The organism is Caulobacter sp. CCG-8 (assembly GCF_037402475.1).
In the GTDB taxonomy this organism is placed as follows: domain Bacteria; phylum Pseudomonadota; class Alphaproteobacteria; order Caulobacterales; family Caulobacteraceae; genus Caulobacter.
This window is the reverse complement of sequence record NZ_JBBEUD010000007.1, coordinates 177,436-188,851: the sequence shown is the minus strand read 5'-3', so window position 1 is coordinate 188,851 and position 11,416 is coordinate 177,436. Positions and strand designations below refer to the sequence as shown.

Here is an 11,416-nt window from a genome sequence, read left to right as displayed (position 1 = left end):
GCTGACCGCGCGTGAAGACAGCCCCTCCGCAAAGAGCCCAGCTCGCGGAGCGTTAGGTCATGGTTCTTTCGCGCGTCTCAGGCGTTTCTTGAGAATATTTTCAGCGGTTGGCTGGACAGCTTGCACGGACGACGGGGCGCAAAGCGCGGGCGACCCATCACGGACACATTTCTCGACGCGCGCCACGTTTCGGCGCCGCGTCGTTTCGGAGACCTGAATGAGCAACAATTCCTCGGCCGAGACGGAAGCGCCCGAAGCCACCGGCGGCGATGGTCCCCTGCTCGACCTGACCGACGCCGGCGTAAAGAAGTTCATCAAGCAGGCCAAGGCGCGCGGCTACGTCACGATGGACGAGCTGAACAAGGTCCTGCCGTCGGAAGAAGTGACCTCCGAAGCCATCGAAGACACCCTCGCCATGCTGAGCGAGATGGGCGTCAACGTGGTCGAGGCCGAAGAGGACGCCGAGACCTCGGAAGGCGGCGAAGTGGTCGCCCGCGAGGACAACCAGGCGGTCATCACCAGCGACAAGCCGGCGGCCTACGACCGTACGGACGATCCCGTGCGCATGTACCTGCGCGAGATGGGCTCGGTCGAACTGCTGTCGCGCGAGGGCGAAATCGCCATCGCCAAGCGCATCGAGGCCGGTCGCGACACCATGATCCGCGGGCTGTGCGAGTCGGCCCTGACCTTCGAAGCCATCATGGTGTGGCGCGAGGAACTGGGTACGGGCCGCATCCTGCTGCGCGAAGTGATCGACCTGGAAGGCACCTACGCCGCGATCAACGGCGTGGCCGCCGCCCCGGCCGCCGAGGACGAGCCGGCCGAGCCGGTCGACGAGGAAGCCGGCGGCGAACCCAAGGCCGAGGGCGAAGGCGAGGACGACGACGACTTCGACGACGGCGCCGGCCCGACGGTCAGCGCCATGGAAGGCGAGCTGCGCGAAGGCGTGATGGCCATCCTCGACGCGATCGCCGGCGAGTTCGAGACCTTCCGCAAGCTGCAGGACAAGCTGGTCGGCAGCCGCCTGAAGGGCGAGGACCTGTCGGACAACGACCGCAAGGCCTACGAGGCCCTGTCGGCGACGATCATCCAGCACCTGAAGACGCTGAAGCTGAACAACAACCGCATCGAGGCGCTGGTCGAGCAGCTGTATGCGATCAACAAGCGCCTGATCGGCCTGGAAGGCCGCCTGCTGCGCCTGGCCGACAGCTACGGCATCAGCCGCGGCGAGTTCCTGAAGGCCTATTTCGGTTCCGAGCTGAACCCGAACTGGGTCGACCAGGTGAAGGCCATGGGCGTGCGCTGGACCAAGTTCGTCGAGAACGATCTGAACTCGGTCAGCGACATCCGCCAGGAGATCGCCGCTCTCGCCACGGAGACCGGCGTGCCGATCGACGACTATCGCCGCATCGTCCAGACCGTTCAGAAGGGCGAGCGCGAGGCTCGTCAGGCCAAGAAGGAGATGGTGGAAGCCAACCTCCGTCTCGTGATCTCGATCGCCAAGAAGTACACCAACCGCGGCCTGCAGTTCCTGGACCTGATCCAGGAAGGCAACATCGGCCTGATGAAGGCCGTCGATAAGTTCGAGTACCGCCGCGGCTACAAGTTCTCGACCTACGCCACCTGGTGGATTCGTCAGGCGATCACCCGCTCGATCGCCGACCAGGCCCGGACCATCCGCATCCCGGTGCACATGATCGAGACGATCAACAAGATCGTCCGCACCAGTCGCCAGATGCTGCACGAGATCGGCCGCGAGCCGACCCCGGAAGAGCTGGCCGAAAAGCTGGCCATGCCGCTGGAGAAGGTGCGCAAGGTCCTGAAGATCGCCAAGGAGCCGATCAGCCTCGAAACCCCGATCGGGGACGAAGAGGACTCGCACCTGGGCGACTTCATCGAGGACAAGAACGCCATCCTGCCGATCGACGCGGCCATCCAGTCCAACCTGCGGGAAACCACCACCCGCGTGCTGGCCTCGCTGACCCCGCGCGAAGAGCGCGTGCTGCGCATGCGCTTCGGCATCGGCATGAACACCGACCACACCCTGGAAGAAGTCGGCCAGCAGTTCTCGGTCACCCGCGAACGCATCCGCCAGATCGAGGCCAAGGCCCTGCGCAAGCTGAAGCACCCGTCGCGGTCGCGGAAGCTGCGGAGCTTCCTGGACTCGTAAGGGTTTCCGGATCGCAGAGACGTCAACGCCCGCCCCGGTCAGCCGAGGCGGGCGTTTTCGTTGGTGCTCCCCCCTTGGGGGAGCTGTCGCGAAGCGACTGAGGGGCCGTCAGCCCCTAGTTCTTGACCTTCGCGTTGGTCGAGGCGCCGCCGCTAACCGAGGCCGAGCCGGAAACGCCGACCGAGCCGGCGCCGTTGGCCCCGCCCAGGTTGCTCCCGGCGCCGGTTGCGGCCCCGCCGTTCAGCGAACCGGACACGCCGTTGGTCGACAGGTCGCCGGCCGCATTGGCCGCGCCCGAGGCGTTGGCGGTCGCCGAGCCGGCCGTGTCGGTGGCCGAGCCCACGACCGCGTCGGCGGCGGAGCGGCCCTTCCGGGCCGTCCGGCCGGCGGTGTCGCGCGTGGTCTGCACCGCGTCGCCGGCGCGCTGGCGCGTGCGTTCGGTGGTGCTCTGCAGATGGGAGGTCAGGCCGCTGGTGTCGGGATTGACCTGGCCCGCGCCGCTCAGCGAACCGCCCGCCTGGCCCGTCAGCCCGCCGACCGTGCCGCCCAATCCTCCGGTGAGACCGCCCGACGCGCCGCCGGATCCGCCGAGGATCTGGGCCTGCGCCATGGGGGCGGAGAGCAGGACGACCGCGGTGGCGGCGCCCGTCAGGAAGGAAATCTTGCGCATCTTGTTCTCCTATCGATCGACGACTCCGACGGTCGCCTCTCGAACGGTCAGAACGCGGTTGCGCCCATTTCCTTCCGCGCGGCGAAGATTATTTTCGCTGCCGGAAAGGTTATCCGCCTCCGTTTTCAACCCTAGGGATTTTCAGGGACCGACGAACTGGCGACCCGCCCGCCACGCGGCTAAAGTGCGTGCAGAGACCAAGGAGGCCAGCCATGACCGTTCCCGACGAAGAGCTCTTCGCCTTTGTCGATGGCGAGCTGCCGCCCGAGGCCATGGCCCGGATCGAAGCGGCCATGGCGACCGATCCGCAGCTGGCGCTGAGGGTCGAGACCCAGCGCTCGCTGCGCCGGCTGCTGTCGGGCGCCCATGGGGGAGGCGCGCGCCCGCCCGAGGTCCGCGGCGCGGGAACGGCCCCATCGCCTCCCGAGGCCAAGGAGGCCGAGGTGATCGCCTTCCCGGGCGCCCAGGCCAAGAAGGACAAGGTCAAAAAGGACAAGGCCAGGACGAAGGAAACGATCCGGCCGCGCGACGCCAGGGCGCCCAAGCCCCGCGACGAGTCGGGTCGGGGTTTCCCCACCTGGATCGGCTTGGCCGCCTGCCTGCTGGTCGGCCTGGCGATGGGACGGCTGGCCGCGCCGCCGCCGGTCACCCTGAGCGGGGCCGACGATCCGCCCCCGATCGCCGCCGGACCGCTGGCCAAGATCCTGAACACCGGCGCCTCGGGCGTCGCCGAGGGGCCGGTGCGCGTCGCCCTGACGTTCAAGACCGCCTCGGGCGTCTATTGCCGCGCCTTCCAGGCCGCCGGCCGCGCGCCCGTGGCCGGCGTCGCCTGCCGGGAGCAGGACGCGTGGCGCGTGCGGGCGGTCGTTCCGGACAAGGCCGGCTCGCCGCTGCCGGCCGCCGTCCTGACCCTCGTCGACGCGATGTCCGCCGGACCGCCGCTGGACGCCGCCGCCGAGGCCAAGGCGCGAACGAGCGGCTGGAAGCCGGCGCGATAAAGGGGGGCCGCCCCCCGGCGGAGCCGGAGGGCGGCGGGTCCGAGCCCGCGCAGGGGGGAATGCGGGATGGGCTCGAACCGGCTGGCGCCGGGCGCGGCGTCCTAGGCGATCATGTCCAGGAGGGCGCCCGTCATCTCGTCGGCCGTCCGGATGACGGCGGCGTTGGCCTTGAAATCGGTCTTGGCCGAAACCTGTTCGACGGCCTCGTGGGCCAGGTCGATCTTCTGCGGGTTTTCGGTCTGCTCCGCGCCCCAGGCGACGGTGCGCTGGGCGCTGGCGGTGAAGCGGTCGGCGGCGGCGAACATGCCCGCGGCGGCGGTGTTGAGAACCTGCACGACCCTCTCCCTGACCCATCTGATTGGGGGTTGCCGGGTCAATGTGTGGCGCTTCGGTTAAGCGCTGTTCACCAAACGAGGTGAAGTTACACGGTTAATCGCGGAATCCCGCGCGCCGGCGGGAGCCCGCTTCCGCGATCGCCGAACCTAGACGCTGATGTCGACGAGGACCCCGGCCAGTTCGCCGGTGGCCTGGCCCAGCGCCGCGCCGGCCGCGGCCGTCATCTTGACGTTGGTCTGGGCGACGGCCAGCTGAGTCAGATCGACCGGCGGCCGCGCCTGCGGGGCGGCCGGGCGCTGGGTGGCGGCGCTGAAGCTGGCGGCGGCGATATGCACGGCGTCTTTCCCTCAAGGTCCCCGCCAACCTCGTCGCCAACCGTTAAACCCGGCTGACCAAACAAGGTAAACGCCGCGCGCCGGCGGGATAACGCGTTCTTTCGGCGGGACTTTTCCGGGAAAATTACAAAAGGTTCAGGTTCGAAAACCTCGACAAGTCGCCTTCCTCTGGCCAAGGTTCGCCCCTTTCGCGGGCCACGCCCGTATTTGGAGCCTGCCTTGATGCCGTTCTCCCGTCGCGCCGCGCTCGCCGGCGTCGCCCTGGCGCTGATCGTCCAGCCCGCCCTCGCCGCCCCCGCCGCGAAAGCAAAGCCCGCCGCGACCAAGCCCGTGGGCTTCACGCCCTCGGCCGACGCCATCAAGGCCCATATGAGCTTCCTGGCCGACGACCTGCTGGAAGGCCGCGAGGCCGGCACGCGCGGTTACGACATCGCCGCCAACTACGTGGCCGCCCAGTACGCGCTGATGCATGTGAAACCGGCCGGCGACAACGGGACCTACCTGCAGCAGGTGCCGCTGACGGCCTTCCGCGTCGCCAATGAGGGCGGCGTCTCCTACACCGGCGCCGACGGCAAGTCGGGCGCCCTGACCTTCGGCGAGGACTACCTGCCCTCGGCCCAGGCCCGCCAGGAAGAGACCAAGATCACCGCCCCGCTGGTGTTCGTCGGCTACGGCATCGTCGCCCCCGAACGCGGCCGCGACGACTACGCGGGCCTGGACGTGAAGGGCAAGATCGTCGTCATCCTGAACGGCGCCCCCACCGGCCTGCAGACCGAGATCCGCGCCCACTACAGCAACGTCAACACCAAGCGCGTCGAGGCGGCCAAGCACGGCGCGATCGGCGTGCTGACCCTGCCGACCACCGCCTCGGAAAAGAACCGCCCGTTCGCGCGCGGGATCGGCAACTACCAGGAATGGCGCATGACCTGGAACGACGCCCAGGGCGTGGCCAACGTGCGCGGCGCCTCGGCGCCGGGCCTGGCCACCCTGAGCCTGAAGGGCGGCGCCAAGCTGTTCGCCGGCGCCCCGACCTCTCTGGACGCCGTGCTGGCCGCGGCCGAGACGCCGGAAGGCCTGGTCAAGGGCTTCGACCTGCCGACCAACGTCACCATCCAGCTGAAGACCGAGATCGAGAAGCGCCAGAGCAGCAACGTGGTCGGCCTGATCGAGGGCTCGGACCCGACGCTGAAGGCCCAGACCATCATCCTGTCCGCCCACCTCGACCACCTGGGCATCCACGGCAAGGACGCCGACAAGATCAACAACGGCGCGCTGGACAACGCCTCGGGCGTGGCCACCCTGCTGGAGGTGGCGCGCGGCTTCAAGGAAGCCAGGACCAAGCCCAAGCGCTCGATCGTGCTGCTGGCGGTGACGGCCGAGGAGAAGGGCCTGATCGGCTCGGACTACTTCGCCAACAACCCGACCGTGCCGCGCGCCGGCATGGCCGCCGACGTCAACCTGGACATGCCGATCCTGCTGTACGATTTCCAGGACGTCATCGCCTTCGGCGCCGACCGCTCGTCGATCGGTCCGGCCGTGGCCCGCGCCGCCGGCCGCGTCGGCATCGGCCTGTCGGCCGACCCGCTGCCGGAAGAAGGCCTGTTCACCCGCTCGGACCACTACCGCTTCGTCGAGCAGGGCGTGCCGTCGGTGTTCCTGATGACCGGCTTCAAGAACGGCGGCGAGAAGGGCTTCAAGGACTTCCTGGCCACCCACTACCACAAGCCCAACGACGACCTGAACCAGCCGATCAACTACCAGGCCGGGGCCCGCTTCGCCCTGGTCAACTACGAGATCGCCCGCGAACTGGCCGACGCCCCGGCGCGCCCCAGCTGGAACAAGGGCGACTTCTTCGGGAACCTGTTCGGGAAGAAGTAGCCCGCCGCGAAGACCCCCTCAGTCGCTTCGCGACAGCTCCCCCAGAGGGGGAGCATCTGCTCGGACGAGATCCTCCCCCTCTGGGGGAGGTGGCCCGAAGGGCCGGAGGGGGTCTCGCAGCGCTTGACCCCGACCCCGCCCGGCGCGATCTAGATCGCTCTGACAAGCCGGAGGCCGGACAAGTGAAGAGCGTGGGCGTCCTGCTGAGGATCGGCCTGATCGTGCCCGCGATCATGGTGGCCGACGTCCTGCTGGCCCAACACCTGTTCCCAGGCTTCGACGCCGGCGCCCAGTTCATCAGCGAGCTGGGCGGCCCCAAGGCCCCCAATCCGCAGATCTTCAACATCGGCATGATCCTGGCCGGCCTGGCCGGCGTCGCGGCCGGGTCCGGCTTCGCCCACGCCCTGGAGCACGCCGGCGGCCGTCGCCGGGTCTCGGCCTTCGCGGGTCTGTGGGTGGCGATGACCGGCCTGGGCGCGCTGTTCGCCGGCCTGTTCCACTGGCCCGACCCGATGCACCGCGCCTGCGGCGTGGGCCTGGCCATCCAGTTCGCCCCGCTGTTCACCGCCTGGGCCCTGTGGGGCAAGCCGGCGCATCGCCGCTTGGCGCGGTTCTCGCTGGGCTGGTTCTTCTTCCTGCTGCTGGTGCTGGCCCTGCTGACCGGGGTCTGGAACGTGCGGACCGGCAGCGACGTCGGCTTCTGGCAGCGCGGCCACGCCTTCCTGGGCCTGCTGTGGCTGGCGATCGCCGCCTTCTGCCTGGACCGCCACTGGCGGGCGCGCGACCTGATCCCGCCCCTGCCGGTCGCCGACGGCCAGATCGAGGCCGAAACCGAAGCCGAGCCCGACTACGCCCCCGCCGCCTCGTAGGTGACGATCAGGTCGTCCGACGCCAGGGCGTCGCCCTTCAGCGCGTTGACCAGGTCGGTCGCGACCGTCTTCTCGTCGAACGGCAGGCGCTCGGCCAGGGCGAAGATCTGGATGTGATAGTGATGGACGCCGTGGCCGACCGGCGGGCGCGGACCGAACCAGCCCACGCTCCCGTTGTCGTTGATCCCCTGGGTCGCGCCGCCGATCAGGCCCAGGCTGGCCTCGTTGGGCAGGCCTTCCGGCAGGCTGGTGGCCTCGCCGGGGATGTTCCAGATCAGCCAATGCACGAACGGCTTCTCGCGCGGGGCGTCGGGGTCCTCGACGATGATGGCGTAGCCCGCCGCGCCCTCCACCGCCGTCCAGACCAGCGGCGGCGAGACGTTGTCGTGATAGGCGCTGTGCCGGTCGGCCAGGCGGCCGTCCAGGTCGGCGGCCGTCGTGGTCAGGACCAGATCGTCCTCGCCATAAGGCTGGACCTTCTGGGTGGCGATCGCGGCGCCGGAATGATCGGGGGTCTGGGCGTGGGGCATGGCCGTCCTCCTGGGCTCACAGGAGAACCCTCCGGACGCCGGGCGGGTTTCAACCGAGGCTGGACGGCGCCTTGCGACGAAGGCGGATCAGTCGGCGCACGCCGATCCAGGCGGCGGTGACGGCCACCGCCAGGACGATCGCCAGGATGGTGGCCGGAAGGAGAAGCAGGCTGGCGCTCGGACAATAGGCGTTGAAGCCGCACGGATCGACCGGCGTCAGCTTGTGCGACAGCATCTACTCAGGCGCCGCCACGCGCTCTTCTGCAATCGTGGTCGATGCGGTCGGCGTCATCGAGCGGCCCCTTCCCGGTCGGATGACGCCATCGTCGGGGCAGCCGGCGTGGAAGGCAACCCGAAGGGGAGAAGCCTACCGCCAGGCGTAGTTGAAGCTGAGGCTGATCCGCTGCTCCTCGGCCTGGTTGGGCGTCACCTCGTGGCGCAGCCAGCTTTCCCACATCAGGATCGAGCCCGGCTCGGGCTGGACGTAGACGAACGGCTGAAGCGTCTCAGGCGCGTCGGCCTCCCGCGTCGGGGCGGCCATCATCATCGGCAGGCGCGGGTCCTCGAACTTCAGGGCCGAGGCGCCGGGCGGGATGGTCACATAGACGGTGCCGGAGATGACGCTGTGCGGGTGGATGTGGCCGGTGTGCTGGCCGCCCGGCTCCAGGATGTTGATCCAGAAGCTGTCCATGACCAGCTTGCCGCCGGCCAGGTCGAAATGGAGCGCCTTGGCGAAGGTCGCCGCGTGTTTGTCGAGCTTCTTCTTGAGGTCGGCGAACAGGCTGTCGCGCTGGGCCAGGTCGTCCAGCGAGGCGTAGGAGGTGTAGCCCAGATAGCCCTTCTTCTCGGCCCAGGCCTGGCCGGCCTCGTCGTCCTCGGCCACGGCGATGCAGGCGTCGTGAAGGTCGTCGATGAAGACCTCGAAGCCCTTCTCGCCGGCGAGGCTGGCTTCATAGAGCGGCGTGACGAAGAGCGGGCGCGTGGTCATGGGCTGGGTCATAGCTCTCCGCACGATTGACGACAAACCCTGATTGGAACATCATGAGAACATGGCTGACGGAGATCACACCCTGAAGATCAATGCCGAGCTCGCGGAGCGGCTGAAAGCCGTGTCTGGCGACCTCGGCAAGAGCGTGGACGAATACGCCACCCAGCTTCTCGACGCCTTCACCGGCCTTGATCCGCGCAAGCATGACGAGGCCTATTGGGAGGAAGTTCAGCGCATCTGCGATGAGACTGAACGTGACGGCGGCGTTCCCTGGGAACAGGTGGAAGCCAAACTGCGAAATTTCGGCCAGAAGCGCTGATCGGTGCGCCGTATTGAGCTCTCCAGGCTCGCTTGGATCGATCTCGATCGCCTGGAAGCTTGGCTTGCCGTCAACGGGGCGCCTTACGCCGCGGATCTCGGCGTCACATTACGCGACGCTATCGCCAGCCTACGGGAATTTCCCGAACGGGGTCGTCATTCCGGCTTCGGCGAATTGCGCGAGTTGATCGTGCCGTTTCGCACCTAGAGCTATGTGATCACCTATTCCGTGACTGTCAGCAGCGTGATTGTCGCGCGCATTCATCACGGCTTCGAAGATCGCTGAACCTCCCAGACTCGCCTATATGTCGCTCGTGAACGACGCGACCACCGACACCCCCGCCGCCAACGCCCTGAAGGGCGCCGCCCTGATCAAGGACGAGGTCACGCGCCTGCCCGACGGGCCCGGCGTCTACCGGATGATCGGCGAGAACGACGAGGTCCTCTACGTCGGCAAGGCCAAGAGCCTGAAGAAGCGCGTCGTCCAGTACGCCCAGGGCCGCTTCCACACCAACCGCATCGCCCACATGGTCGACGCCACGCGGGCGATGGAGTTCGTCACCACCCGCACCGAAGCCGACGCCCTGCTGCTCGAGATCAACCTGATCAAGTCGCTGAAGCCGCGCTTCAACGTGCTGCTGCGCGACGACAAGAGCTTCCCCGAGATCATGATCCGCCGCGATCACGACGCGCCCCAGCTGCGCAAGCATCGCGGCGCCCACACGATCAAGGGCGACTATTTCGGGCCGTTCGCCAGCGCCGGGGCGGTGAACCGCACGCTGAACACCCTGCAGAAGGCGTTCCTGCTACGCTCGTGCAGCGACAGCGTCTACGAGACCCGCTCGCGGCCCTGCATGCTGCACCAGATCAAGCGCTGCGCCGCCCCGTGCACCGGCCTGATCGGCAAGGACGACTACCAGGCCCTGGTCGACCAGGCCGAGGCGTTCCTGCGGGGCAAGTCCCGCGCGGTGATGGCCAGCATCGCCCAGCAGATGGAGGCGGCGGCTGAGGACCTGGAGTTCGAGCGCGCCGCCCGCCTGCGCGACCGCATCCGCGCCCTGGCCTCGGTGGCCCAGGAGAGCCAGATCAATCCCGAGACCGTGGACGAGGCCGATGTCGTGGCCCTGCACGTCGAGGGCGGCCAGGCCTGCGTCCAGGTGTTCTTCTTCCGCGCCGGCCAGAACTGGGGCAACCGCGCCTATTTCCCGCGCGTGACCGGCAACGCCGAGGAAGGCGAAGGCGAGGGCGAGACCAGCACAGAGGAGCAGCGGATCCTGACCGCGTTCCTCGGCCAGTTCTACGACGACAAGCCGATCCCGCGCCTGATCCTGACCAACCTCGACCCGGCCGACCGCGACCTGCTGGCCGAGGCCTTCTGCCTGAAGAGCGGCCGCAAGGTGGAGATCTCGACGCCCAAGCGCGGCGAGAAGGCCGACCTGGTCGGCCACGCCCTGACCAACGCCCGCGAGGCCCTGGGCCGGAAGATGGCCGAGGGCAGCGCCCAGACCAAGCTGCTGGCGGGCGTCTGCGAAGCCTTCGGCCTGGAGGCCCCGCCCGAGCGGATCGAGGTCTACGACAACAGCCACATCCAGGGCACCAACGCCGTCGGCGGGATGATCGTGGCCGGGCCGGAAGGCTTCATGAAGGGCCAGTACCGCAAGTTCAACATCCGCTCGACCGAGCTGACGCCCGGCGACGACTACGGGATGATGAAGGAGGTGCTGCGCCGCCGCTTCTCGCGCCTGGTCAAGGAAGAGGAAGAGGGCGACAGCGACAACCGCCCCGACCTGGTGCTGGTCGACGGCGGCAAGGGCCAGCTGGACGCCGCGCTGGAGGTGATGGCCGACCTGGGCGTCGACGACATCGCCATCGTCGGCGTGGCCAAGGGCCCGGACCGCGACGCGGGGCTGGAGCGGTTCTTCCTGCCGGACAAGGTCCCGTTCATGCTCGAGCCCAAGTCGCCGGTGCTCTACTACCTGCAGCGCCTGCGCGACGAGGCCCACCGCTTCGCGATCGGCGCCCACCGCACCCGGCGCTCGATGGACCTGAAGAAGAACCCGCTCGACGAGATCGAGGGCGTGGGTCCCGGCCGCAAGAAGGCCCTGCTGCACGCCTTCGGCTCGGCCAAGGGCGTGGCCCGGGCGGGGGTCGAGGACCTGGTCAAGGTCGAGGGCGTCAGCCAGCCCCTGGCCGAGCGGATCCACGCGTTCTTCCGGAAGGGGTAGCGGGGCCAGCACTTGCCCCCACCTGACCGCTTCGCGGTCTGTCCGCCCCCGTAGGGGGCGGAGCCTAGTGCGCGAGGCTCTTCCCCCTCTGGGGGAAGA

At 68.6% G+C, this 11,416-nt stretch carries 13 protein-coding genes; 7 read left to right on the top strand and 6 right to left on the bottom strand.

Going from position 1 to position 11,416, the window contains the following annotated elements; genetic code table 11:
- Window positions 1–217 precede the first annotated feature (217 nt).
- Entirely contained in the window at window positions 218–2,170 is a 1,953-nt protein-coding gene (gene rpoD / locus WAE60_RS09200) for an RNA polymerase sigma factor RpoD (protein ID WP_029908315.1), read from the top strand.
- A gap of 115 nt (window positions 2,171–2,285) precedes the next feature.
- Here rpoD and WAE60_RS09195 read toward each other — a convergent pair whose 3' ends face one another.
- Window positions 2,286–2,840 carry a hypothetical protein gene (locus tag WAE60_RS09195; protein ID WP_337685858.1) on the bottom strand — a complete coding sequence of 185 codons (555 nt, stop codon included), beginning with the start codon at window positions 2,838–2,840 and terminating at the stop codon, window positions 2,286–2,288.
- Between the two features lie 212 nt (window positions 2,841–3,052).
- Between WAE60_RS09195 and WAE60_RS09190 the strand changes: the two genes are divergently transcribed.
- Window positions 3,053–3,838 (top strand): anti-sigma factor, encoded by a 786-nt coding sequence (locus tag WAE60_RS09190; protein WP_337685857.1) that lies wholly within the window; start codon window positions 3,053–3,055, stop codon window positions 3,836–3,838.
- Window positions 3,839–3,939: 101 nt separating this feature from the next.
- Here the strand turns inward: WAE60_RS09190 and WAE60_RS09185 are convergent, their stop codons facing one another.
- On the bottom strand, window positions 3,940–4,173 hold the full coding sequence (locus WAE60_RS09185; RefSeq protein WP_029908320.1) for a flagellar basal body rod C-terminal domain-containing protein: 234 nt from the start codon (window positions 4,171–4,173) through the stop codon (window positions 3,940–3,942).
- Between the two features lie 147 nt (window positions 4,174–4,320).
- Entirely contained in the window at window positions 4,321–4,509 is a 189-nt protein-coding gene (locus WAE60_RS09180) for a hypothetical protein (protein WP_029908322.1), read from the bottom strand.
- 222 nt (window positions 4,510–4,731) lie between these two features.
- Between WAE60_RS09180 and WAE60_RS09175 the strand changes: the two genes are divergently transcribed.
- Both WAE60_RS09175 and WAE60_RS09170 read left to right on the top strand, forming a co-directional pair.
- Window positions 4,732–6,387: a M20/M25/M40 family metallo-hydrolase gene (locus WAE60_RS09175; RefSeq protein ID WP_029908325.1), complete on the top strand. Its 1,656-nt coding sequence runs from the start codon at window positions 4,732–4,734 to the stop codon at window positions 6,385–6,387.
- Between the two features lie 233 nt (window positions 6,388–6,620).
- Window positions 6,621–7,256 (top strand): DUF998 domain-containing protein, encoded by a 636-nt coding sequence (locus tag WAE60_RS09170; protein ID WP_337685898.1) that lies wholly within the window; start codon window positions 6,621–6,623, stop codon window positions 7,254–7,256.
- On the opposite strand, the gene WAE60_RS09165 is transcribed toward WAE60_RS09170, so the two are convergent.
- The 3 genes from WAE60_RS09165 to WAE60_RS09155 form a co-directional block, all read right to left on the bottom strand.
- Entirely contained in the window at window positions 7,235–7,786 is a 552-nt protein-coding gene (locus tag WAE60_RS09165) for a YbhB/YbcL family Raf kinase inhibitor-like protein (protein ID WP_337685856.1), read from the bottom strand. The genes WAE60_RS09170 and WAE60_RS09165 overlap by 22 nt on opposite strands.
- A gap of 49 nt (window positions 7,787–7,835) precedes the next feature.
- The gene (locus tag WAE60_RS09160) at window positions 7,836–8,021 is read right to left on the bottom strand and encodes a hypothetical protein (protein ID WP_337685855.1); all 186 of its coding nucleotides are present in this window, start codon (window positions 8,019–8,021) and stop codon (window positions 7,836–7,838) included.
- 132 nt (window positions 8,022–8,153) lie between these two features.
- Window positions 8,154–8,774 (bottom strand): TIGR02466 family protein, encoded by a 621-nt coding sequence (locus WAE60_RS09155; RefSeq protein ID WP_337685854.1) that lies wholly within the window; start codon window positions 8,772–8,774, stop codon window positions 8,154–8,156.
- 61 nt (window positions 8,775–8,835) lie between these two features.
- Here WAE60_RS09155 and WAE60_RS09150 point away from each other — a divergent pair, with 61 nt between their 5' ends.
- From WAE60_RS09150 to uvrC, 3 genes are all read left to right on the top strand, one after another.
- Window positions 8,836–9,093, top strand: a complete 258-nt coding sequence (locus WAE60_RS09150; protein ID WP_051695202.1) for a hypothetical protein — start codon at window positions 8,836–8,838, stop codon at window positions 9,091–9,093.
- 3 nt (window positions 9,094–9,096) lie between these two features.
- Window positions 9,097–9,300, top strand: a complete 204-nt coding sequence (locus tag WAE60_RS09145; protein ID WP_156035585.1) for a type II toxin-antitoxin system RelE/ParE family toxin — start codon at window positions 9,097–9,099, stop codon at window positions 9,298–9,300.
- A gap of 97 nt (window positions 9,301–9,397) precedes the next feature.
- Window positions 9,398–11,317, top strand: a complete 1,920-nt coding sequence (gene uvrC / locus WAE60_RS09140; RefSeq protein ID WP_337685853.1) for an excinuclease ABC subunit UvrC — start codon at window positions 9,398–9,400, stop codon at window positions 11,315–11,317.
- Window positions 11,318–11,416: the final 99 nt, after the last annotated feature.